The sequence below is a fragment of the Paenibacillus terrae HPL-003 genome, from assembly GCF_000235585.1.
Classification (GTDB): Bacteria; Bacillota; Bacilli; order Paenibacillales; family Paenibacillaceae; genus Paenibacillus; species Paenibacillus terrae_B.
Genome location: NC_016641.1, coordinates 924,969 through 950,482, shown reverse-complemented (window position 1 = coordinate 950,482; position 25,514 = coordinate 924,969). Strand labels below are relative to the sequence as shown.

Sequence of the window (25,514 nt, the reverse complement as noted above, 5' to 3'; positions counted from 1 at the left end):
TATGGTAACCAGAATAAGTGGCCTTGCCTCAGGGATGGATATTGATGCAATGGTCAAAAAGCTGATGACTGCTGAGCGTGTACCGCTCGATAAGCTGAATCAACAAAAGCAGCTAATGGAATGGAAACGAGAAAACTATCGTGAGTCCAGTACTAAAATTGTTTCATTTCTACAAGATAAACTGACGACATTAAGCCGTACTGCTTCGATGAATCCACAGAAAGTAACAGTAACGGGAAACAGTGACGCGTTGACTGCATCGGCTTCATCGTCTGCCAGTGGAGTATTGGATATCTCGGTAACAAATCTTGCTACTGCCGGAAGATCTGTCTCAGACAGCTCATGGTCTGAAAAGGCAAGTACTGAGCTTGCATTTGCCGATGGGGCAGCTCGTACGGTTCAGGTTGGTGAGGCCACCATTGATGTGGATGCCAACGAAACGATTGAATCGTTTGTCAAAAAAATTAATGATAACAGTAAGGCTGGAGTAACTGCTCTGTATGATGCCAAGTCTGGTTTGTCATTAACAAGTAAAGCCACCGGTTCCCAAGCACTCAATATTGATTCCCAAATTAGCAATGAGTTTAAACTGTCTTCAACGAACGGAACCGATGCTGTGCTAAAGGTAAATGGACTTGAAGTCAAAAAGTCATCTAATAATTTTTCCATTAATGGCATTGATATTACGCTGAAGGCAGCCGGTGGTGCTGCGACAAGGATCGAAGCTACCAAAGATACCGATAAGATCGTCGAAAATGTTCAAAGTTTTGTCGATGCATATAATGATGTTCTCGCTACACTCAATGGCAAGGTTAGTGAGGAGAGATTTAAAAAATATGCTCCCCTTACGACGGAACAAAAAGCGGATATGAGTGATGATGAAGTCAAGCTATGGACAACGAAGGCCAAGAGCGGCATGCTTAGAAACGATCCTATCCTGCAGGATACGTTATCTGAAATGCGTAATGCCATGATTCAAGGTGTAGATATCGGCAGAGTTGATGCAAATGGTAAGAATAAGCCCTTAATGATGTCTGAGCTTGGAATCACTACAGGCACGTATGATACCAAAGGCAAGCTTATTTTGGATGCAGACAAATTGCGGGCAGCGGTTGAAAAAGATCCGGATGTTATCACGAATTTTTTTGGAAAACAGGATCCGAGCACCGCGCTAACTAATAAATACACACAGCAAGATGGTGTTATTGCTAAACTTAAAAAGATTTCGAATACCTCACTTCAAAGAATGGCCGATACAGCGGGTACTTCAAAAGTTAGTAAGGATCTAACCTCCTCATTTCTTTCTACGAGCACAATGGGAGAGCAATTATCGAGCCTTGATCGTCGAATCAGTGATATGACTAGCCGTCTAACGATGATGGAAACCAACTATTATAAAAAATTTACCGCGATGGAGACATCCATTAACAAATACAATAGCACATCTTCAAGTCTTACAAGTATGTTGTCATAAAGGAGGTTTTATAATTGATCCATACACCCTATCAGAAATACCGGCAGACTCAAGCACAAACTGCATCCAAGCCTAAACTGCTGATTATGCTGTACGATGGGGCTATTCGTTTCGTTCGTGCGGGGATTGAGGGGATAGAGAATAAGGATAACGAGAAAGCAAATAACAATTTGTGTAAAGCGCAAGCGATTGTGCACGAGTTGATATCTGCGTTGAATTTTGAGTATCCCATTTCTCATGACTTATTACGAGTGTATGAATATATGCTTCATGAACTGATCGAGGCTAATGTTCACAAGATAGCCGCTCCTGCACAAGAGGTGCTGGAACATTTGACTGATCTACGGGAAACTTGGTTGGAAGCCATGAAAATGCCTGGTGTAGTTGGTAGTGTGTGATGGCAGAATCTAATATGCGAGTACTCCTTGAAGAACTTCAGCATAAGACAGAAGCAGTGTTATCTAATCTTCTGAATTTAAGTGAGGAAGAGTTTGAACAGTTTGCAGATCAAAGGCAGTGCATTGTAGAACAGATGCAGTCCTTTCAACTATCGATAACGGAAAACGATAAGCAGAAAATTCGTGATATACTAAGTAACGATTCGGTAATCTTGCAGCGTATGCATGTACTTAAGGATGAGGCAGGTCACTGGATGGAGAAACGTGGAGCCATTCGTGTGCAGCAGCATGCATACCAGCAAGCTTACTCCATAGACAGTTTGTTTATTGATCATCGAAAATAAAAAATGCTTTATAGAACGTCCCTCATTCTGTTTAGAATGGGGGTATTTTTGTGAAAAGGTTCATTCCATTAAGAGTAAATCCGATATACTAATTAGCAAATATTAAATGTGAAACGGTGGTATGACCTTGTCTCAACTACAATTAAACCATACAATTTTAGAGCAACGTTTTCCTCATGTTATTACCAAAATAAAAAAAATATCGGATAATGAATTATCTACACCTTTGTTTAATGAACTCTTTGAAAGGGACACAGCTTGGCTTAATGCTGTTGAAGGGGTTATTGGAAACGGAAAAATCCTTTTTGTATATGGATTTGAGAGGGGCCTCAGCATTGCTGATCTCCTGGAATTGTATCCGAATCACTGGCTCTTTGTGTACGAGCCAGATGAGCAGCTTTTCCAGAAGGCAGTGACGGAGTATGATCTTAGTCTTTTGCTGGGGCACCCCAATTTGTACTGGCTATCTGTTGGTGAGTCACAGCTCAATATGATGTTTCATATGTTGAGTAGTTACATGATGGAGGATCTAGCATTCGTCGCACTACGTAAGTATCTATCAGATGATATGAGTACGCTACGTGAAGTAAAGGAAAAATTCAAGGAATACCGTCAGAGCTTTTTGGTAGATAAGTATACAGAGAATCGGTTTCGACAAGAATGGACTCAAAATTTTCTATACCATCTATCTGATGTACTATACACTCTTTCCATTGAGCGTCTTTTTCACGCTTTTGAGGGTGCTACGGCGGTGATTGTATCATCAGGCCCATCTTTACAGGAAGATATCGAATGGCTGAAAAAATTACGTCCTCATGTGCTGATTATTTCAGCAGGCTCCAGTATCCAGGCATTAATAAAGCATGGAATACAGCCTCACCTTGCTGTAATAATGGATGGTCATCCAGTCAATAAGAAAATCTTTGCTTCTTCTGCAACAAGGGAGCAGCCTTTATTGTTTACCTCCTCATCTTATTATGAAATCTCTGACCAGAACTGTGCGGAGAAAATTCATAGTATTATGAAAAGTGATGCTGTATCCCAATATTTCTTTGGACTCAGTAAAAAGGAACTCTTTATATCCCCTACAGAAACGGTTGCAGGAACGGCAATTCAAGCAGCAGCATGTCTAGGAGCTAAACGGATTATACTTGCAGGCCAGGATTTATCATTTCCTAATAACAAGTTTTACACAGATGGAATTGAACATTTTGCAGCCGAAACTATAGATAAGAAAGTGCAGGAAGCTCCTAAGAAAGTGCTGAATGTAAAAGGGACGTACAACACTACGGACGAGAGCTTCTCCCTGATGAAGGAGGGGCTCGAAAAGCTGATTATCGCACTTCCTAGGATTGAATTCGTCAATTCAACTCGAAATGGTGCAGTGATTGAGGGTGCTCCATTCAAACTGATGGAAGAGATATATAAATGGTTGGCTTCGGAATCTGTTGATCCTGATGCAATTGCCGATTTGATAAATAAAAAAAATATCGCTGTTGATATGAATAAGGTGCAGGATGTCAGAGACAAGCTGAGAGCGACACTTGAGGATCTTTCCAATGTACGCTCTGAGATTGCAGCAATTCACAAGCTTATGAATAAATTACGCGAATTTAGCCGTACTAAACCAGCAAAAGCTCAAAGCATGGTGGAGTCTATAGAGCAGATGTGGGGATTGATAGCCAACAGGGAGTGGTTCTCACCTATATTTGAGTCCATTATGCCTATCGAAATTGCGCGTTTTGATCAGGTGCTCCCTTTTATTGTGACAGAACATCAGTTGACGCGTAAGTCTGATCTAATTTATGAGCATCTGGGTAAGATGCTACAGGACATCACAGCACAAATCCCAATACTTGAAGAAATGCTATTGGAATCGATTCAACGTGTGGACAGAAGATCAAACAGCGATGCATTGACTCAAAAATCGATAAACTAATTGTCTTACACTCCGGAGGTTATTATGTTTACCAACAAGATTGTACTGGTTACGGGCGGCACAGGTTCGATTGGAAGCGAAATTGTACGTAATATTTTATCGTATAACCCTAAAGCCTTGCGGATTTTTAGCAGGGATGAGAGCAAGCAGTTCGATCTGCAGCAGGAGCTAAAAGAATATACCAATGTCCGTTATCTGATCGGTGATATCAGGGACAAGCAGAGACTGAGTTATGCGATGGAGGATGTGGATTATATTTTTCATGCTGCTGCTCTCAAACATGTGCCTGCCTGCGAATATAACCCTATGGAAGCAGTGAAAACAAATGTTATTGGTGTACAGAATCTAATTGAGGCGGCTATTGAGCATAATGTAGAGAAAGTAGTAGCCATCAGCACAGATAAAGTGGTAAATCCAACGAATACAATGGGTGCTACAAAGTTACTATCAGAACGTTTGATTTCAGCGGCCAACTTGTACAAAGGTAGCAAACGTACTGTCTTCTCATGTGTCCGCTTTGGGAATGTTATGGGCTCAAGGGGTTCTGTTATTCCGTTATTCCGGGATCAGATTGCTAAGGGAATCCCGGTGACTGTCACACATGCAGAGATGACTCGTTTTATGATGTCTATTCCTCAAGCCGCACAATTGGTCATAGATGCAGCGCACTATTCGCAAGGCGGAGAAGTGTTTGTGCTAAAAATGCCGATTCTTAAAATTACGGATTTGGCTCAATGCCTGGTTGATTCGTATGAAGAGGCGGTTGGTAAACCCTATCGTGGAGAAATCATTGAGACCGGGATCCGGCCGGGTGAGAAGCTATATGAAGAACTAATGTCGCTTGAGGAATCCGAAAGAGCGTTGGAGAATGGACAAATGTATATCATCCCTTCGTTATTTCACACAGCAGAGCAGGAATATGCAGGTTTTCAAAAGGCGATTCGTCAAGAATATTCTTCGATGACTGCACCACAGATTTTTCCGAAAGCTATTCGTGAGCTGATTGAACAGAATGGATTGGGTTTTACCATTGGTGCTGTATGATGGGCGATCACAAATGCTTGGCGATTATTCCTGCGCGTGGTGGATCAAAAGGTTTACCTGGTAAAAACATTAGATTGTTACATGATAAACCGCTGATTCAATATAGTATTGAGGCAGCGTTGAACAGTGGTTGTGTAGACGAGGTTGTAGTGACAACGGATAGTGAAGAAATTGCTCGTGTGTCAGGTCAGGCTGGCGCAGCAGTTCCGTTTATAAGGCCTGGTGAGCTGGCTACCGATGAGGCCAAAAGCATTGATGTATTGAAGCATGCTGTTGAATTCTATGAACAGACCAAGAATCAATTTTTTGATGTTATTATGCTGCTTCAGCCTACATCTCCATTGCGAAATGCCATCGATATTAAAGAAGCGTATACAATATTTTTAAGTAATCAGGCTGATTCACTGCAAAGTGTCACTTTGTCAGGAGTACAACCCTATCTACTTCGGGAGATGGATAACGGACAGCTTACGTCCTACCTGAAGGGTGAAAGAGAGCATTTGAGGAGGCAAGATCTAAAAGAGTTGTATGCTCTAAATGGAGCCATCTATATCGTAAAAAGAGATTTGTTGATGAGCAGTGGCACTCTGGTTGGACGTCATAATTGTGGCTACATTATGCCCAAAGAGCGATCTGTTGACATAGATGACGAGTTTGATTTAAAAATGGCAGAGTTTTTTTGGAGAGAATCCAACCACAAGGAATCCTCGCAGTAAGGAGGGAGTATATAACATGCAGAATTTCTTATCCAATAAGGGGAACCGCTCTATCTATATTATTGCAGAGGTAGGAGTAAATCATAACGGTTCATTGGAGCTTGCATTCGAATGTATTGACCAAGCGATCTTATGCGGTGCCGATGCGGTGAAATTCCAAACCTTTAAAAGCGAAAAACTGGTAACCAAGTACGCCCAGAAGGCTAATTACCAGACAGAAAATACCGGCTCCGCCGAGAGCCAACTGGACATGTTAAGGCAGCTTGAATTGAGCTTTGATGATTTTGTTCTTTTGAAAAAGTATTGTGAGGAAAAAGGAATAGATTTTCTCTCTACACCTTTTGATGAAGAAAGCGCTGAGTTTCTGAATTCAATTGATATCGATGCATTCAAAGTTGGATCGGGAGATATGAACAATATTCCCTTTCTTCAGAAGCTCGATAGCTATGGGCGCCCAATTATTTTATCTACCGGAATGTCCAATCTGGATGAAATTGGAGAATCATTACAAGCATTCGAAAAAAGTGAGGTGCTATTGCTGCACTGTACCTCCGATTATCCGGCACCTCTGGAAGACGTGAATTTGTTGGCCATGAGGACAATTTCTGAAACTTTTGAGAAGGTCACAGGATATTCGGATCATACGGCTGGTATTGAGATTGCTGTAGCGGCTTCTGCATTGGGAGCGAGAATTATCGAAAAGCATTTCACGCTGGATCGAACACTTCCTGGTCCTGACCATAAGGCTTCACTGGAGCCTGCTAATTTTTCAAAGATGGTTCTTGCGATTCGGAATGTGGAGCAGGCTCTGGGGGATGGAGTTAAAAGATGTATGCCCTCTGAGGAAAGTACCAGAGCAGTTGCAAGAAAAAGTGTTGTGATGGCAACACCTAAAAAGGCAGGCCAGTTGATAACTCAAGAAGACCTAGTCATCAAACGCCCAGGCACGGGAATAGCGCCTAAATATTATGCTGATTTAGTTGGCAAGCAGCTTTTAAAGGACGTACATGAAGATTACTTGTTGTCATGGGATGATGTGCAATGAAAAAAGTATTGGTGATTACCGGAACACGAGCCGACTATGGCATATATTACTCGATTTTGCGGGCCATTGAGGATGAACATGCTTTGGAGCTCCACCTGTTGGTTACAGGAATGCATTTATCCCCGCAGTACGGATATACATTGGACGCTATCCAAAAGGACGGATTTCGTGTATCCGCTAAGGTAGACTGTCTGCTGCAAGGAGCTACTCATGCCAACATGTCTCGCTCTATCGGAATAGCAATCATGGGAATGACGCAATCCATAGAAGCTTTGGAGCCAGATTTTGTCGTTGTATTGGGAGATCGGGGAGAAATGCTTGCAGCCGCGATTGTGTCCTCTCACATGAACATTCCGCTTGTTCATTTACATGGTGGCGAAGTATCCGGCACGATTGATGAGTCTGTTCGGCATGCGATCAGTAAGTTGGCTCACATTCACTTCGTGGCTACAAATGGAAGCAGAGAGCGCCTAATCAGGCTTGGTGAAGAACCGTGGAGAATTCATGTAGTCGGTGCCCCGAGAATTGAAACGATGATGAATACATCCTTGCCTGAGCTAGAGAGGACGAAACGTAAATACGATCTCAATATAGCTAACGATTATGTGTTGTTTGCTTACCATCCAGTCACCACGGAAGAGGCGGATATGAGCATGCTTGGTAAGATGCTAGAAGTTCTTTTGGCTGGCAAAAATGAGGTTATTTGTGTGATGCCCAATTCGGATGCTGGAGCTGATGCTATCGTAGATGTATATAATCGTTTTGCTGCAAGAGAGGGGATGCATATTGTAACCAGCTTTGAGCAGCTTGATTATCTGACGATGTTGAAGAATGCAAAAATATTAATTGGAAATTCTTCTTCGGGGATTATTGAGGCTGCTTCCTTTCATGTTCCAGTTATTAATATCGGAACTCGGCAGACAGGCAGAGAGCGTTCCACGAATACCATAGATATTGCTCAGAATGAGAAGGAACTCTCCATTGCACTGGAACATGCGCTATCCGCTTTATTTCAACAAACGGTTGCCAATTCAAGCAATGTGTACAGTAAGAAGGGCACAAGTGCACGTATCGTTGATGTATTAAAAAGTACGGTTAAAACAGATGAGCTTATCCAAAAAACGATTACCTATTAGGGAGATGATGGCATTTGAGCTACATCGTTTTCGGAGCAGGCGGGCATGGCAAGGTAGTTGTAGATATTTTACGTTCCTGTCAAGAAACAATTGCTGGTATGATGGATGATGGAATTCAGGCCAAGAAATGGAATGGCTTACCGAACTTAGGTGGTATCGGCCAATTGGACGAGATCACACTTAAGTACCCGGAAGCTTTATACATTGTAGCAATCGGGAACAATTCCATTCGAATGAATATTGTGGAGCGTTTAAAACAGATGCAGGTTCAATTTGGTACTGCTATCCATTCCAGTGCTGTCATTGGCTCCAATATCTCCATAGGTGAAGGAACGGTAGTGATGCCTAACGCAGTTATTAATGCAGATACCCATATCGGAGAGCATGTCATTATTAACACGGCAGCTACCATAGACCATGATTGCTGTGTCGAACACTTTGCACATATCTCACCAGGGGTGCATGTGGCTGGAGGGGTTACTATCGGTTGCCGGAGTCATGTAGGTATAAGTGCGAGCCTTATTCCGGGCGTGAGTATAGGGAAAGACACAATAATAGGAGCGGCTTCGTGCGTAATCCGTGATCTACCGGATCATGTTGTTGCCGTAGGGTGTCCAGCGAGAGTTATCAAAAACTTATAGGATAAGGGATGAAGTAAAATGTCCAGTGACAAAAGAATTTATTTATCATCACCGCATATGGGTGGGGCGGAGCAGCAGTATATTGCCGAGGCTTTTGAGACGAACTGGATTGCGCCTTTGGGTAAGAATGTTGACCTCTTCGAATCAGAAGTGGCAAGTTACGTAGGTAGCAAAGGAGCGGTAGCCCTAAGTTCTGGTACGGCAGCTATTCACTTAGCCTTAATTTTACTGAATGTTCAACAAGATGATATCGTTTTTTGTTCGTCACTCACCTTTGTTGCTAGTGCTAATCCTATACTATATCAAGGGGCTATTCCGGTCTTCATTGATTCTGAGCCCGACAGCTGGAATATGTCCCCAGAGGCATTAGAGAGAGCGCTTAAAACATATGCAGATAAAGGACAGAAGCCTAAGGCTGTCATTGTGGTTAATCTATATGGGCAAAGTGCTGATTATGATCGGCTGAAGAAGTTATGTGATGAATATGAAGTCCCTATCATAGAGGATGCCGCAGAGTCACTAGGAGCTACATATGGTAAGCAAATGAGTGGGGTAATAGGTAAATTCGGGATATTTTCCTTTAACGGTAATAAGATCCTTACAACGTCGGGTGGAGGGATGCTGGTTTCTGAAGATTTGATTCTGTTAGAGAAGGCAAGATTTTACGCCACACAAGCCAGAGACCGTGCCAAGCATTATCAGCATAGTCAGATTGGATATAACTACCGTCTGAGCAACGTCTTAGCAGGAATTGGGCGTGGGCAACTACAGGTTTTGGACAAAAGGATTTCTCAAAAGAGGGAAATATTCAAAAACTATTATGACGCTTTATCTGTTATAGATGGTGTAGAGTTTATGCCAGAAGCAACATTTGGGGAATCAACTCGATGGTTAACTGCAATGTTGATCGATTCAAAAAAAATTAAGACAACCGTTACTGAGATTATTGATGAGCTAGAAAAGTTCAACATTGAATCGCGTCCGGTATGGAAACCGCTGCATATACAGCCTTTGTTCACAGAGGCAGCTTACTTTAAACATGATATAGAAAAAGATGTGAGCAAGGAATTGTTTATGAATGGAATTTGTTTACCATCGGATACCAATATGATTTTCGAAGATCAAAAGTTTGTCATTGAACAGATAACAAAAATAATCAGTAGTAGGGCTTAAAGATCCTTTTTTTTGATAACAATATCCAGGCAATACAGATTGGAGATAGAAAACATGAAAATTGTACTTTTCAGGAGAAACGGTGTTATTGCTCCTCATATCACCGACGATTATGCTTTTGCATTTGAACAATTGGGACATGAAATACTGTATGTTAGATTAGAAGAGGGATTCGGGCTTTCAGAAATTCAAAATATAAGGGATTTTAAGCCAGATATGGCTGTTGCTTATGGGGGGGTTGGAATCCTTCGGGATGGAAAAAAAATCCTGTTGCGCCAGATGGGGATTCCCCTTGTTTCTTTGCATTATGATAATCCTTTTTTTTCAATGGATGAGGAGTTGGAAGCAGAATTCCAAGAGTATTCATCGTATTATTATCATTTTGTGTGGGACAAATATTGTTTACAGTTGCTCATCGAACGAAACATTAAGAATGTACATCCAATAATGCTTGCTACTAACCCGCTAAAGTTTTATCCTAATCCTCAAGTTAAAGCTAAAGAAGGCGAAATCGCGTTCGTTGGTAACATAGTCAAAGTTGATAATAACATTGTAGAAGAACATCTTGAACAAAAGTTCGTTAATTTCATCATTAATGAAAAAGTGAAGAATATAAATATCCCCACTTTTGATCTATGCAGGGAAGCATTTTTATTAAAAGAATTTGAAACCATTCGATATCTCTATGAAAAACATCCATATGCATTTTGGACACATATTTATGCGCCGATTCATATCCGTGGAAGTGCTATTTTACGTCAGCATGTTTTGAACAGTATTAGTGGGATTGATATTCATGTATATGGATCAAAGGAAATAGCAAGTAACCATCTTATTCATCATCCGTCAGTACCTTATAGTGAACTTAGTTCGTTATATCAAAGCTATGCAATAAACCTTAATATTTCTTCTCTCCAGCTTGAGACTTCAATCAATAATAGAGTTTTCGATGTTTTTGCTTCTAAATCCTTTGTTCTCAGTGACTATAAAGATGACATGAAGCTCATATTCCCTAATGTATGGAACGAAATCTCGTTTGGGAGTCTTGAAGAACTTGTCACTAAGGGTGATTATTTCTTAACTCATCCTAAAGAAAGAATAGAACTTGTAGAAGAGTTATATGAGAATGTTATAACCAATCATACCTATAAGGAACGGGCTATGGAAGTGATCGAGATCGTAACTGCTTCAAAATTAAATTATGCGAGAGAAAAAGAACTAAACTCCTACAAAGAAGATAAAAGTAAGGAAGTATCGAAACAATGTCCTGTTTGTAGTGGAACTAGTTTCTCACTGTTGTATTCTATTGAAGGACATGATGGTTTTGAAACCAATCTACACCGCTGTGCTGAATGCTGCACAGTATTTATGAGCCCTCAACCGACAGAGGGCTATTTAGACTGGTTTTATAATAATGTCTACTATTCAAATGAGCATCGGACAAAGATGGGTTGGTCCACAGATTTGGAGCAAATTACCCCAGGCCTATTAGCTGTATTAGAAGCTAGAATGGATTTGGTTGAGACATATGTAGATCAGACTAAGTATCCTAGAGGTAAGCTACTTGATTTGGGATGCTCGACAGGTAATTTTGTACTAGAGGCTCAACTTCGCTACTGGGATGTAAAAGGAGTGGAGATATCAGAAAAAGCAGCCCAAATAGGGAGACAAAAACATGGACTGAGCATTATAACGGGTTCATTGGATGAGCATTTATTTGATAATGAGTCGTTTGATGTTGTCACAGCTTTTGATGTATTGGAGCATATCCCTAATCCGCATCATTTCATGGAGAATATAAGACGGGTGCTAAAAGCGGGAGGATTATTTATTGCAAATACACCTAATGTCAGTTCGACAGCCAGCTATCATTCCGGAAGCGGTTGGCGACATCTGGATCCGCCATTACATGTTATTCTATATGATCATATTTCTTTGAGAATACTTATGAGATTGCATAAGTTTAAAATTCTTAAAATATCCGGTGGCTCGGAGTATTTAGGTCAGATGCAGATCGTAGCTATGAAAGAAGATTAAATTTTGTCTATTTTCTGCTTGTCTAGCATCCCGCTATTAAAAAGAGACCACTTAAAATTAACTTTTGTTAGAGAAAGTAAATAAACGTATAAAAAGACGACCCCTAAACAAAATAAGGTGTCGTCTTTTTTGTCAGTCTGAAATTAGATTTTCAAGAAGGATTTTTAAGGTGGCTCTCTTACGTTCAAAAATAGGAGATTATATATTTTTTATAAAGAGGATAATTTTTAATTTATTTCTATTTTTTTGAGAACAAATCTTTTGTTTAAAGGATAACCAAGTTTTTTAGAGAATTAGTATATCATTCATAGGAATTATTTTGAATCTATGAATAATTTTAAATATTTTGAGAAGGGATGATGTGTATGAAGTGGGGAAAGTATTTTATCGGAATCTTACTGGTCTTTTTAGTTCTAGGCAGTACGTCAGTAGCTCCAGCCTCAGTTGAGGCCAACTCGTCAAGTACTATAACGAAGGATGCTGCGACAACGTCTCTTTCTGCCAATACAACTCAAGCACTGGAGCCTACCAGTACGACTGAAGCTGTATATGGTGAAACTCTTAAAGTGAACCCTCATCGTGCTTCATTAATGTCTAATTTCAATGTGAACGGTGATCTTATGGGTTTCACTGATTCATTGACGACAGCTGATCCCACAGATTTTTGGTTCTTTAACGTACCTACAGATAGAAGCATTCTGGCTCAGATCAGATCAAGTAATCCCAATTATAGATTTGATTTGTATTCGATTGATTGGAGCACGGGTACAGCAAGCCTGACTGGTTTTGGAGGAAAGGCCTCTGAATTGAAGTTTGCTACAGATTTAAAAGCAGGAGACTGGGGACTTCGTGTTACTTCCACAGGAGCGGTGGGTGAGAGTTATAGTATTCATATGAATGCAGCCTCGCCAGCGGATTCACCGATTAATGGTAAGACAGCTAAGCTAACCTCCTACTCTAACAATTTGATATATACGGTAATTGAGTATCCGAACGGAGATATTAAGGTGAATGGTGCTCAAATTGCCAATACGACGACGGTCAATCCGAACTTGAATTGGAACAGGGAATTTTACTTCTCCTACGGCGGTAGTTATAATTCAAGAACTCATGATGTATCAGAAGTCCGGGTTAAAAGCATCACTACGCCTGTGAAATATACTTCAAATTATGCAAGCTCGGATAATGCGGTTTTAATTGTTCTAAATGAAGGGACGCTTTTCACCTATTTTGAATCAGCATACAGTTCTGGCAATCCACCGTATTACAGTTCCTCTTTCGTTGACACCAATGGCAGAGTTACTCCAAGGCGTTTGGATTTTATTGATATGGCTGGAGATCCAGATATTCTTGTATATGATCTGGATAAAAAGAAAGTAATTGATTTTGCAAGTAGCTTGAATTATTACTATGCGAAAGGGATTGAGCCCAACCCAACGGTAGTTTACTATAATTAAGTAAAATGGAGACAACAAAAAAACTTAATGAAATATTCTTTTATGTGTTTCAGACGCTCACAAAGAGTTTACTATATGAATATAGTAGGCTCTTTTGCCTATTATACCATGCCAATCTATAGGAATAGAGTGCTTTACTAATAGAAATTGGAATAACTATGTATGAAAACATTATCAATTCCAATTGACAATGGATAACTTTGGGTGGTATAGTCGGAAATGTGGGCGAGAGCTTCACTTCATTTGATGACGAAGGGAATGTTAGTGCATGCAAGGTAAAGTAAAATGGTTTAACGCAGAAAAAGGTTATGGTTTCATTGAAACTGCTGATGGCGGCGACGTATTCGTTCATTTTTCCGCAATTCAAACAGAAGGCTTCAAAACACTTGAAGAAGGACAAGACGTGGAGTTCGACATTGTCGAAGGCGCACGTGGACCACAAGCCGCTAACGTAACCAAATTATAATCATCCCCGGCATAGCCGACCTACATAATTGGTAAGATGGTTAGCAATGGATAACGCGCTAGCAACTGCCCTGGAATATATTCCAGGGCTTTTTATTTTTTTCTAAATACATAAGAATTTTTTTGAAATCCTGACATAAAAAGAGCCCCTTACACGATGGTAAGGGAGCTCTACACAATAGAAAGTTACTCTACAGAACCGTCGAAGTCAGCCATCTCCACGAAAATGGTATTGGAGGAAGCAGATTGTTTTTCTACGCGTCCGTCGGGATAGCAGAATTGGTAGCGCAGGATAGCCTGGGCTATCAGATAAGGACGGAGCGCGGTTTCAATATCAAAGGAGAAGACGATGACGGATTGATGGTTTGGATCAAGGCGCCCCAATGGAATACCTTGGAGCAGCTTAGGATGCGGAAGCGGCACAGAGTTCATGGTGACGGTTCGCAATAAAAGGAAATCCTCGGCTGCGAATGGTGCCGTGAGCAGTAGCTCCTCCAGCGGAGTATTGCCGATGTTTTCCACATGGACGGTGAAGGACAAGGTGTCCTCCTCCCCGACACGCAAAGCGCTGGAGCTAAGTGTAAGCTTAGGAACGGCTGCAATGACGGTTATGCCGACAGTGTTGGATTGGGCACTTTCCTGGATGGCCTCCCCTGCACTACGACGTGAGGTGTATTCGATGGTGACCAGGTTGCTGAAAGTTCCATCTGCAGGAGCCTCACGGATTAGCGCTTGCAGCGTAAGGTTGAGAGTCTCGCCTGGTGCAATATCCGGGAGGGCGGTACCTGTACCGGGATTAGCGCCTGGCTGTGCTTTCTCTTGGATAGTCAGGCTGTTAGGTACATAAACCAGTCCTTGAGGCAACAGGTCTGTGAACAACGGATATTGTGCCGAGATACCGCCTTTGTTCGTTACCTGTATGATGAATGTGAGTGTGTCGCCTACAGAGGCTTCTGTGGTATCCACCTTTTTGACTAATTCGAGCAGTGGGAATACGACTGGAATCGTAACAGTATTGGTAGTCAGTGTACCCGATATGGCTCTTCCTCCAGGTAACATAAACGAGTAGGCAAAGGTAGCTTGATTTACGATGTAGCCGGGCGGAGGTGTCTCCGATACGCTCACTTGATAAGTCAGTGTCAACGACTGTCCTGGCTCCACAGATCTAAGGTTAACACCGACAGCTGGATTGGCTTCCGACAGCGATTGACCGTTCAGCTGTATGGTGCCAGGGATGAACAGGGTTCCGGCCGGGATGAAATTTTGCAAGGTAGCTTCGGTTGTTACGTTGCCAAAGTTGTTAAGCTGGATCGTATAGGTAAGGATCTCCCCGGCTATGGCCTCCGTATTTTCGGTGGAGATTTTGACGGCAAGCTGTGGATCATAAACGGCTACGGTCACGGTGTTGCTGGTGATTTCGCTCGCGCCATTGCTGTCGGCATAGCGAAGCTGCACGTTATTGTTTAGGCGTCCGCCAACAGGCAGAGACTGAACGTTCACGGTGTAGGATAAATTCACCGTCTGTTCCGGCTGCAGGCTGCCGATAAATAATGGTTCGCCCGGCTTGCTGGAGGCGGGTGGGGAACCGTTAATTCTCAAGCTGCCCGGGTCTATGATGGCTCCATCTGGCACATAATCCGCTAATATCACGTCGGTAATGACCGTCCCGCCGTCGTTAACAAGGATCAACTGATAAGGCACTGCATCACCTAGCGCAACAGCAGATACTGTCGTGCTTAGCACGGCTGATAAGGCACCTTCTACAGTTGGATTCACCTTAACCGAGACCGAAGGCGAAGTGGCTTCCAGATGTATATTACGTCCATTCGGCAACTGGTAGGAGTAAGCCAATGAAGCTTGATTTATCAGTGCGCCCGATTCCGAGGAACGGACGACAAGAACGGAGAAGACGGCAGTTGCTCGTTCTCCCGGTGCAATTGCACCTAGGGTAATGCCTTGCCCTGGACTGACACCGTACCCAGGAACTCCATTCACTGTAACAGACCCAGGGACAAAAGACAGCTCCGGTGGCAGGGAATCCGTCAACATGCCAAAGGCGCCAGTGTTTCCAGTATTTTCTGCGATTATGGTGTAGGTGATGCTTTGGCCTGGCTGTACACTCTCTCTATTGGCTGTTTTCGTCAGCTTCAGAACAGGCTGGAGTATGGCAACCGTTACAGCGTTGGACAGAATTGCACTCGCTTCTTCTTCATTCGTAAGCAATAAGCGGGCCTGATTGGTACGTGGTCCCGGCTGCTCTGTCGCTGCGATACGGACTTCAAAGGATATGACGGTCTTCGTGTTTGCTTCTAACGGTGGTAAAGGTATACCGCTGCGAGGATCGCCTGCTGCTATTGCTGTCCCGTTAATCTGAACTGAACCAGTAACAAATTCGATATCCTCTGGCAGGGTATCCAGCAAGCGGGCGTCTTGCACGGTATCCGCATCCTCGTTGAGGATCACGAGTTCATACGTCAAGGTATCCCCAGTAGTGGCAAAAGGTGAGCTTACACTTTTGCTTAAAGTGATGTCTAGCGGTGAAACGGCAACCTCAACGATGTTGGATAAATGGGAACCTCCTGTCTCGCGGCCATCTGGTGCATTAAAGCGATAGTTTACCTCAGCCTGATCTACCAGCAGTACGGCTGCAGGAATGGAAGATACCAGCACTTGGAAGGTAACGGTTGCAGATTGTCCTGGTGGTATGGCTGGAGTCGGAATACCTGTAACTGGACTTGCACCTGGAGCAGCAATGCCGTTAATTGACACTGTGTTCGGAAGGAATACAGAGCCGTTTGGAATATTGTCACTTACAGTAGTCGAGGCTGCAATGTTTCCGGTGTTGGATACGACGACAGTGTAGGTGATGATGTCTCCAATTGTGGCATTGTTGGTACTGCTTGTTTTGACTGCTGTCAGGATCGGCTGGAAGACTGGGACGGTCACGGTATTGGATGTTGAGCTGCCAGTAAATACGCCGCTGGTAAAGCTGACTGAAGCCTGATTAGACAATTGCGGCGGCGTTGGTAAGGAGTCCACTCGAACCTGGAACGTGACGGTTGTAACGGCCCCAGAAGTGAGCGTGCCAATGGCAATACCAAATCCGGGATTTCCATCAGGGAAGGCAGTTCCGTTTATAGTCACACTGCCATTCACAAAGGAGCTTCCCGCTGCAATCATGTCTGAAACCACTATATTACTGGCCGTACTGATCCCATGGTTGGAGACAGCCAGTGTATAGGTGATGATATCACCGATAATGGCATCGGTAGCCGCCGTTCCTTTTACGATGCTGACGTCAGGTGAGGATACAGAGATGCTGAGTGAGTTGGATACCGCCGATCCAGATACGGTTCTGCCATCCGGTGGTTGAAAGGTGAACGATCCGGATGCCTGGTCGATCAGTACCTGTGGATTAGGCAAAGAATTGATAAGGGTTTGGAAGGTTACGGATACAGTTCCGCCTGGCAATACAGAACCAACCAGTACACCTGTTTCAATAGACAATCCAGGCTGCGGACTACCAGCAATGCTGACACTGTTGGCAAGGAAAGACGACCCAGCCGGAATGTTATCGCTGATGGTAAGAGCTGCCGCAATATTGCCGCTATTCACAGCTGTAATCGTGTAGGTCAGTGTATCACCGACAGAGGCGTTAAGGGTGCTGGATGTTTTGGTAAGTGCAATAAGCGGCTGGAAAACAGGCACGATAAGCGGATCGGAAAGGGCAGTGCCGGTGAATGTTCCGCTGGTAAATGTAACGGCTGCGATATCTGTGAGCAGAGGAGGCTGCGGTAAAGTTTGCACAGACGTCTGGAAGCTTACGACAAATGTATTTCCAGGTGCAACATTGCCGATGGCAATTCCAGCAACCGGAGAAGCATTAGGGAAGGCTACGCCGTCGATGAGAACACTGCCTGGAACAAAGGAGGTTCCAGCCGGAATCGTATCGGTTACAACGGTATCTGTGACCAAATCTACACCGCTATTCGTGATGCTTAGTGTGTATCTGATCGTATCGCCGACTACAGCGGCTGCCAAGCTGGATGTTTTCGTCACCTGGATATTAGGTGCGGATACGCTGACATTGACTGTATTGGATGTGACGGAACCGCTCAGAACTCTACCGTCAGGTGGTGAGTAGGTAAAGTTCGCTTGCCCAAGATCGGTCAATATAGGCGGAGTTGGCAGAGATGAGACAAGCGTTTGGAAACTCACTACGATACTGCTGGAAGGAGCAAGCGAGCCGAGCGTAATGCCTGTAACTGGTGAAGCTCCAGGGATAGGGATGCCATTAACAATGACGCTGTTCGGTAGTAGCTCAGAGCCAGCAGGGATATTATCCGACAGCACAGGTATAACGGCGATATTGCCAGTATTGGTTAACGCCAGTGTGTAGAGCAGTGTTGAACCAATTTGCGTATTGACCGTACTGGCAGTCTTGGTCAAGCTGATGATCGGCTGATATACCGGCAGGGTGACCGGATCAGATTGCGAAGACGAGGTCAACGCACCTGAAGTGAAGCTAACGTTCGCCTGATTGGTAATTTGCGGCGGTTGAGGCAGACTGACGACAGACAACTGAAATGTAACGGCTGCCGAGCCACCCACGGCAATGGTGCCGACAGGAATACCAGAGACGGGTGACGCGGCAGGCACAGATGCTCCATTCACAGTTACACTGCCGGGAACAAAGCTGGTACCAGGCGGCGGTGGATCAGATACGACGGCATTGACCACTTGGCTTATACCGTTATTTGTAGCAATCACGGTATAAGTAATGGTATCTCCGACGACGGCATCGGTAGCAGAGGCTGTTTTGGTAACGTCGACATCCGGGGAAGAAACGGAGACGGTCACCGTTGGAGATACCGCGTTTCCAGTCAACACACGGCCATCCGGCGGTTGATAGCTGAAAGCGGCAGTTGCCTGATTGACCAGTGTACCTGATGCGGGCAGTGAGGTAATGACTGCCTGGAAGGTCAGAGCGACGGTTGTAGCAGCACCTATGATACCTAAGGGGATTCCGACGTTTGGATCCGAACCAGGCGCGGCGGTGCCATTGATCACTACACTGTTGGAGACAAAGACAGCCCCGGCTGGAATTGGATCACTAAGGACGGTATCTACGCCGATGTTTCCAGAGTTTGTAACCGAGAGCGTATAGGTGACCGTATCTCCAACCGTAGCCCTTCCTGTGCCCGCGCTTTTGGCTACGGTAACGATCGGTTGATACACAGGAATGGTTACGGGAGTGGATACAGAGAATCCATTAAAGGCGCCTGAAGTGAAGCTGACTTTGGCCTCATTGGTAATGGACGCTGGTGACGGCAGGGATTGTACGTTAAGCAAAAAGCGAATTGTCGCACCGCCACCGGCACCAAGTGTCCCGACAGGAATGCCGCTTTGCGGGTTGGCTGAAGCAACAGGCGTGCCATTGATTGTAACGCTACCCGGTACAAATGCGGTTCCGAAAGGAATGGTATCGGTAACGATGACGTTAGTAACGGGGTCAAGTCCGTTATTGAAAGCGGTAATGATATAAGGAACAGAATCACCCACGACGGCGACAGCGACATCAGACGCCTTCGTCACGGTTACGTTCGGGGAAGAGATCGGGATGGATACAGGCTGTGCTGATCCGCTTCCGGTCAACGTTCGTCCGTCCGGCAGTTGGAACGTATAGTTCACATTGGCCTGGCTGGTCAGTATGGAGCCAGGTGGTACAGATATGACTACGGCGCTGAACGTGACAGTTACCGTAGTACCGGGTGCAACTGAACCGATATTAATTCCCGAACTTGGGTCCGCTCCGGGAATAGGCGCTCCGTTGACCAGGACGCTATTTTGATTCAGGCTGAGTGAACTGGACAGCAGATCAAGCACGACCGTTTGTGCTGGCGTGTTGCCGGTATTGGTTACCGTGATGACAAAACCAAGCGTATTTCCTACGGTCGCCCGATCTGCGCTGAGGGTATTGGTTACATTCAAAATCGGCTGCAATACAGGCAGGCTGACCGGATTCGAGATGGATTGCCCTGCGAAAGCCCCTGAATTAAAGGAGACGGTCGCCTGATCCGTTGACAAACCTGATGCCGGTAAGGATGTTACCGTGGCCTGGAAGGTGACCGTTACCGAGCTGGCAGCAGGGATAGAGCCGACGGCAACGCCTGTAGCGATGTTGGCTCCCGGTATAGTGACGCCGTTTACTTGTACGGAGTTAGCTATAAAGGTAGTCCCGTCAGCAATCGGATCAACAAAGACGGCTCCTGTCACAGGTGTAATGTCGTTGTTCACTGCGGTAATCGTATACGTAATGGTATCTCCGAAGGCGACGGCGGTTTGGTTGACCGTTTTGGTCACGGCGACATTAGGATTGGATACAGGTATGAAAACCGGATTCGATTGAACATTTCCGTTCAAGGTTCGACCGTCCGGTGGCTGGAAGGTGAACGTGGCAGAGCCTTGATTTAATAGGCCTAAGCCGACTGGGACCGCATTAATAATGACCTGAAAAGTGAGAGAGACAGAGGCACCCGCAGCAATGCTTCCAACTGACACTCCTGTTTGGGGTGTGGCTCCAGCAACAGGCAGGCCGTTTACGGTGACACTGTTGGGTACAAAGGAAGAGCCGGATGGAATGGCATCGGTGAAGGTAGCAGTCGCTGCTAAATTCCCAGTATTTTGGGCAGTCAGTGTATAGACTACGGTATCTCCGACAGTTGCTTGACTCGTATTTGCGGTTTTAACAAGGTTGATAATAGGTTGGTATACGGGCACGACAACCGTGTTGGAGAGGGATGTGAAGTTCAGTGTGCCGCTGGTAAAAGAAACGGTGGCCTGATCACTCAGTTGCGGCGGCTGAGGCAGGCTGTTGACCGATACGGAAAAGGTGACGGTTGTTGACGCGCCCGCAGCTATTGAGCCGACAGGAATCCCTGTCAGGGGACTGGCTGAAGGCAGCGTTGCTCCATTTACGATAACCGAGCCAGAAACAAAAGTCGAACCAGCAGGAATCGTATCGGTTACGCGAACATCTGTCACGGTTTCGATGCCCCTGTTTGTAGCTGTAATGGTGTAGGTTATCGTATCACCGGGAACTGCGTCGGTTGCCGAAGCGCTTTTGGTAACCAGCACATTCGGTGACGATACAGGAATTGTGACAATATTGGACGAAACATTGCCGTTAACAATCCGGCCATCCGGCGGTTGAAAGGAAAAGCTGATATTCGCCTGGTCGGTGAGTTGCGGAGGTAAAGGCACGGAAGTAATCACCACCTGAAAAGTTGTTTGGACCACGGCTCCGGGTGCAATGGAGCCAATAGACAGACCTGCTACGGGACTGGCGCCCGGAACAGGAGTACTGTTAACGACCACACTGTTCGGTACCAGTGCCGAGCCTGTGGGGATATTGTCTGTCAATGTAGCAGCAGCAGCTATGTTGCCGTTGTTGGCTACCGCCACGGAATACGTTACCATATCACCAACCGTTGCCCGTATGGGATTAGCCGTTTTGCTTACAGCTAGCACCGGGGCATTGACGTTTACCGTCACCGGATTGGATACAGATACGCCTGAAAAAGCACCGCTGGTGAAGCTGACACGCGCTTGATTGGTGAGTTGCGGTGGACTCGGTAAAGGAGAGGATACCGTCACTCTGAAAGTGATCGTAGCCCCACTTCCTGCGGCAATGCTGCCAATCGGGATACCTAATGATGGATCTCCGTTGGTCACGGCTGAGCCATTGAGCGTCACGCTGCCCGCAGTAAATTGGGAGCCGGACGGGATAGGGTCGGAAACGACCACATTGTTCACCGTCTCGATTCCATTGTTGAGTACGGTAAGGGTATACAGCACTGAATCACCCGGAATGGCGGTAGAACGATTAGCTGTTTTGGATACGGACACATTCGGTGCAGACACGGGAATGGATAATACGTTGGACGACGTGTTAGCTGTTCGTACCCGTCCATCGGGCAAGATGAAAGAAATCGCAGCAGCAGCTTGGTCTGTCAGTTGGGCTGGTGTTGGGAGAGAAGCCACTACGGTTTGGAACGTTAGCGTAATGGGACTTTGCGGCGATACGGTGCCGATGAAAATACCTGCTGCAGGGCTGGCCCCAGGCTGACTGACGCCATTGATAACCACGCTGTTCTCCAAAAATGTTGATCCGGCAGGAATAGCATCAGTCAGCGTCACAGAAGCATTATAATTGCCACTATTTGTGACCAGCAATGTGTACAGAATCGTGTCGCCTATCGTAGATGCTGTTGTATTCGCGGATTTGGCTACACTGATGCGAGGCTGATACACCGGTACAGAGACGGTATTCGTCTGAGAAGTACCGGTAAAGGTGCCGCTAGTGAAGCTGACGCTGGCTGTATTTTGCAGTGGCTGTACGGACGGTACGGCATTGACCAGTACAGCGTAGGACACCTGCACAGATGCACCAGACCCGATGGTGCCAACAGAAATGCCGCTTCTAGGGTCGGCTGCGCTCACAGGCGAACCGCCAACAGTCACACTGCCGGATACAAAGGACACGCTCCCAGGGAGCGGATCGGTAATGACGGTATTGGTGATCGGATCAATCCCGTTGTTGACGGCGGTCACGCTGTAGGTTAGCGTTTCACCTACACTAACGGATGTAAAGCTGGCAGATTTGGTTACCGCTACGCTAGGCAGAGAAATGGACACGGAAACAGTATTGGATAGAAGCGAGCCCGAAAGAATTCTCCCGTCTTGCAGCTGATACGTATATTGAAGAAGTCCCTGATCGTTTAATCCACCCCCGGGTGGCAAGGAATTGACTGTCGTACGGAACGAGACAGTGATCTGTGCGCCGGGATTAATCGTGCCCACCGAAATTCCCGTACCGGGATTGGCACTCGGAACCGAGGAGCCTCCGACAATGACGCTTCCGGGAATAAAGGTGGAGCCTGCCGGTACGGTTTCGGTCAGGGTTGTGTTCAAGACGGCTGTTCCGGTATTGGCGATCAAAAAAGAATAGGTGATCGTTCCGCCTACGCTGGCACGATTGGAACTGGCGCTTTTGGTAATGGTTGGAGCTGCAATCACGATAGGAATGATTACAAGATTAGACAAGGATGATCCGGTAAAGGCGCCGGATGTGAAGCTGACGGTTGCCCGGTTGTTGATCTGTGCAGGAGAAGGCAGCGAGTTAATTACAGCCTGAAATACAACCGTAACCGATGCACTTGGAGCCAACGTGCCAATCGGAATTCCGTTCACAGGCGTAGCTGTTGAAGATGCGGTTCCGTTCACAGTGACGCTGCCGGGTACGAAGGTCACTCCGGTTGGCAGCGGATCAGTGACCACGACGTTGGTCACATTCTCGATTCCATTATTCGTAGCGGTTATCGTAAACTGAACGGTTTCTCCAACGGCAGCCGCCGCAAGAGAAGAAGCTTTGGTCACGTTCACATTCGGCGAAGATACCGGAATGGTGAGCATGTTGGATGTACCGCTTCCGTTCAATGCACGACCGTCAGGCGGTGTAAAGGTATATGTGTAGGTCGCCTGATCGGTCAGATTTCCAGAGGCAGGAACAGAATTGACAAGTGTCCGGAAGGTCACCGGTATTGTAACATTGGGATTGATGGTTCCTACCGAAAAGCCTGTAGCGGGATTGGCAGAAGGCACGGAAGAGCCGCCAATGGTCACACTGCCGGGGATAAACGATGATCCGGCCGGAATACTCTCTGTAAAGCTGAGATTAGCAGCAATGCTGCCTGTATTGGATATCTGGAACGTGTACGTAATGGTATCTCCGACGGTAGCAGCCGTTGTGTTGGCACTTTTAACAATCCTGATGACGGGCTGATAGATCGGCGTACTCGCCGTGTTGGACGGAACATTACCAGAAATGACAGGCCCACCTGGAACAGTCTGGAAGGAAAAGGACGCCGATGCCTGATTGCCTAGTTGAGCGTTTGCTGGCAATGAAGTGACCGTTGCACGGAATGTAATAGTCACCGTGGAAGCAGGAGCCACGCTGCCCACTGTAATACCTGTGGCAGGATTGGCTGTCGGCTGGGCCGTTCCCGCGACAATGACACTTCCGGATACAAAGGTGGCCCCTGCAGGTATGGTGTCGGTAAGCACAGTGTTGGAAGCGCTGACTAGTCCTGTATTCGAAATGTTAATGGTATAGGTAACTGTGTCGCCAATAACCAGACCTGTAGAACTGGCCATTTTAGTCAGGGTCACTAGTGGAGCATTGATATCAATTTGAATTGCGTTGGCATTGACGATGTAAATATCGCCATCGGTTGTCAGTTGGAGGACACCCGTGGTTTGGCTGTTGAGTAGTGTGGAGGAAATATCGACGTTGGTGATGTCCCAGCCTTGCCGTCCACCTGTGACCTGTGTACCAGGTGCCCCATTCACGGCATTGATAGTGCCAAATGTCCCCGTCGTGACCAGTGTACCGTCGTCCCCGTTAATCTGCGAAGCGAAAAAATTAGTTGAGAAATTGTTGGGCCCAGACAGTGCAGTCAAGCTGGATGTGGTAGGCCCAAACAACGCACGGTCTCCAGTGATGTCCACGTCGCCCTCTTGGGCGCAAATCAATGCCCTGCCGCGCAGGGCCCCTTGTACGGGCGTGGCAAAGCCGCTCACGACAACGTTGACCGAGCCTGTAGCGCTACTGACCCCTTCGCCACCCACGCGCAGCGACAGATTGCGGAAGGGCAGAGACGGGTTATTGTACACCACAGCCAGCGTCCAGCCGGCGTGGTTGGTGTTTGTGGAATCGGGAACCGTGATGGTGCCCGTCACATTTCCGACCGTGTATGCTCCTGCGCCGCCTTGAATGACCAGATTCGTCACATTCGCCGTTCTTACGTAAGTACTGAGACTGGTTACGTTGACCGATGTTGCAGAATCAGGACTGACTGTAGTAGATAAAGCGGGTGTCTGAAATGTGACCGGGTTGCTGGCGCTGGACAATACATTGGTGCTGCCGTTGGCATAGCTTCCTCCCCAAATAAGCTCTGCATACAGCACCGTACTGCCCGCAGGAAGCACAAGGAATGCTGTTGATGAGTTACTTGTAAATGCAGAGGTAGTGCCAAATGGATACGTGCCGAAGCGAGAAGCTGTATTGGTTGTGATGAAAGCACCAATGCTGGTTACTGTTCCCGGTACTCCTGCCGAAGCGGAACGTGCCAGTCCAAGTGTGTTCCCGATAAAGGTGACAGCCCCCGTCTGGTTCGTTACGTAACGCTGAATAAAAGCCATGGACTAGCTTCCTACTTTCCATCTCTTCCAAATCCGCTATATTGGGGGGATCTTCGCTTGGGAAGAGCCAGCTAAGCTGGATGTAATAATCCTTTCGTATAAATTGCCTGCATTATATCCAGGTCTTTGCATACATCACAGTCTCCCATACCTGATTCAGTGTGAAAAAGACATCCCTCCCTTTTCCAAAATAAGTAGCTTAGGCATGAAGACACAGATGGTTGTTGGTCACGACGCCAACGAGCAAATTTTTATATATGCGCTCATTATTCAAATATGTATGCGAGCTAATTTTAAACATGACCTTTTTTAATGAATGACGGTACCTGAAGCGTTTTATCGAAAAAAACAGAATTTTGTAAAATATCTCCGAAATGTCGAGT

Annotated in this window: 14 protein-coding genes; 13 read left to right on the top strand and 1 reads right to left on the bottom strand. The window is 45.6% G+C overall.

Going from position 1 to position 25,514, the window contains the following annotated elements; genetic code table 11:
- Position 1: 1 nt before the first annotated feature.
- From fliD to HPL003_RS04430, 13 genes are all read left to right on the top strand, one after another.
- The gene (gene fliD, locus HPL003_RS04490) at positions 2-1,474 is read left to right on the top strand and encodes a flagellar filament capping protein FliD (RefSeq protein ID WP_014278428.1); all 1,473 of its coding nucleotides are present in this window, start codon (positions 2-4) and stop codon (positions 1,472-1,474) included.
- 14 nt (positions 1,475-1,488) lie between these two features.
- On the top strand, positions 1,489-1,872 hold the full coding sequence (gene fliS, locus HPL003_RS04485; protein ID WP_014278427.1) for a flagellar export chaperone FliS: 384 nt from the start codon (positions 1,489-1,491) through the stop codon (positions 1,870-1,872).
- Positions 1,872-2,216 carry a hypothetical protein gene (locus tag HPL003_RS04480; protein WP_014278426.1) on the top strand — a complete coding sequence of 115 codons (345 nt, stop codon included), beginning with the start codon at positions 1,872-1,874 and terminating at the stop codon, positions 2,214-2,216. The genes fliS and HPL003_RS04480 overlap by 1 nt, the downstream gene beginning before the upstream one ends.
- A gap of 121 nt (positions 2,217-2,337) precedes the next feature.
- Positions 2,338-4,155, top strand: coding sequence for a motility associated factor glycosyltransferase family protein (locus HPL003_RS04475; protein ID WP_014278425.1), 1,818 nt, complete (start codon positions 2,338-2,340; stop codon positions 4,153-4,155).
- A 24-nt stretch (positions 4,156-4,179) separates the two neighbouring features.
- Complete coding sequence (locus HPL003_RS04470) at positions 4,180-5,199, top strand: UDP-N-acetylglucosamine 4,6-dehydratase family protein (RefSeq protein ID WP_014278424.1); 1,020 nt, start codon at positions 4,180-4,182, stop codon at positions 5,197-5,199.
- 17 nt (positions 5,200-5,216) lie between these two features.
- Positions 5,217-5,915 (top strand): acylneuraminate cytidylyltransferase family protein, encoded by a 699-nt coding sequence (locus tag HPL003_RS04465; RefSeq protein WP_238533445.1) that lies wholly within the window; start codon positions 5,217-5,219, stop codon positions 5,913-5,915.
- A gap of 16 nt (positions 5,916-5,931) precedes the next feature.
- Entirely contained in the window at positions 5,932-6,960 is a 1,029-nt protein-coding gene (gene neuB / locus HPL003_RS04460) for an N-acetylneuraminate synthase (protein WP_014278422.1), read from the top strand.
- A complete protein-coding gene (gene neuC / locus HPL003_RS04455) occupies positions 6,957-8,096 on the top strand; it encodes a UDP-N-acetylglucosamine 2-epimerase (protein WP_014278421.1) in 1,140 nt (379 codons plus the stop codon). The genes neuB and neuC overlap by 4 nt, the downstream gene beginning before the upstream one ends.
- Positions 8,097-8,110: 14 nt before the next feature.
- Positions 8,111-8,737: an acetyltransferase gene (locus HPL003_RS04450; RefSeq protein ID WP_014278420.1), complete on the top strand. Its 627-nt coding sequence runs from the start codon at positions 8,111-8,113 to the stop codon at positions 8,735-8,737.
- Positions 8,738-8,755: 18 nt separating this feature from the next.
- A complete protein-coding gene (locus tag HPL003_RS04445; RefSeq protein WP_014278419.1) occupies positions 8,756-9,910 on the top strand; it encodes a DegT/DnrJ/EryC1/StrS family aminotransferase in 1,155 nt (384 codons plus the stop codon).
- Between the two features lie 54 nt (positions 9,911-9,964).
- The gene (locus HPL003_RS04440; RefSeq protein WP_014278418.1) at positions 9,965-11,947 is read left to right on the top strand and encodes a glycosyltransferase family protein; all 1,983 of its coding nucleotides are present in this window, start codon (positions 9,965-9,967) and stop codon (positions 11,945-11,947) included.
- Between the two features lie 365 nt (positions 11,948-12,312).
- A complete protein-coding gene (locus tag HPL003_RS04435; protein ID WP_014278417.1) occupies positions 12,313-13,404 on the top strand; it encodes a hypothetical protein in 1,092 nt (363 codons plus the stop codon).
- A gap of 268 nt (positions 13,405-13,672) precedes the next feature.
- Positions 13,673-13,870 carry a cold shock domain-containing protein gene (locus HPL003_RS04430; protein WP_013373372.1) on the top strand — a complete coding sequence of 66 codons (198 nt, stop codon included), beginning with the start codon at positions 13,673-13,675 and terminating at the stop codon, positions 13,868-13,870.
- 185 nt (positions 13,871-14,055) lie between these two features.
- Here HPL003_RS04430 and HPL003_RS04425 read toward each other — a convergent pair whose 3' ends face one another.
- Positions 14,056-25,131, bottom strand: coding sequence for an isopeptide-forming domain-containing fimbrial protein (locus HPL003_RS04425; protein ID WP_014278416.1), 11,076 nt, complete (start codon positions 25,129-25,131; stop codon positions 14,056-14,058).
- Positions 25,132-25,514: the final 383 nt, after the last annotated feature.

Coding starts and splice junctions, on each gene's coding strand:
- fliD (WP_014278428.1), top strand. CDS start 2: ATGGTAACCAGAATAAGTGGCCTTGCCTCAGGGATGGATATTGATGCA.
- HPL003_RS04480 (WP_014278426.1), top strand. CDS start 1,872: ATGGCAGAATCTAATATGCGAGTACTCCTTGAAGAACTTCAGCATAAG.
- HPL003_RS04475 (WP_014278425.1), top strand. CDS start 2,338: ATGACCTTGTCTCAACTACAATTAAACCATACAATTTTAGAGCAACGT.
- HPL003_RS04470 (WP_014278424.1), top strand. CDS start 4,180: ATGTTTACCAACAAGATTGTACTGGTTACGGGCGGCACAGGTTCGATT.
- neuB (WP_014278422.1), top strand. CDS start 5,932: ATGCAGAATTTCTTATCCAATAAGGGGAACCGCTCTATCTATATTATT.
- neuC (WP_014278421.1), top strand. CDS start 6,957: ATGAAAAAAGTATTGGTGATTACCGGAACACGAGCCGACTATGGCATA.
- HPL003_RS04445 (WP_014278419.1), top strand. CDS start 8,756: ATGTCCAGTGACAAAAGAATTTATTTATCATCACCGCATATGGGTGGG.
- HPL003_RS04440 (WP_014278418.1), top strand. CDS start 9,965: ATGAAAATTGTACTTTTCAGGAGAAACGGTGTTATTGCTCCTCATATC.
- HPL003_RS04435 (WP_014278417.1), top strand. CDS start 12,313: ATGAAGTGGGGAAAGTATTTTATCGGAATCTTACTGGTCTTTTTAGTT.
- HPL003_RS04430 (WP_013373372.1), top strand. CDS start 13,673: ATGCAAGGTAAAGTAAAATGGTTTAACGCAGAAAAAGGTTATGGTTTC.
- HPL003_RS04425 (WP_014278416.1), bottom strand. CDS start 25,131: ATGGCTTTTATTCAGCGTTACGTAACGAACCAGACGGGGGCTGTCACC.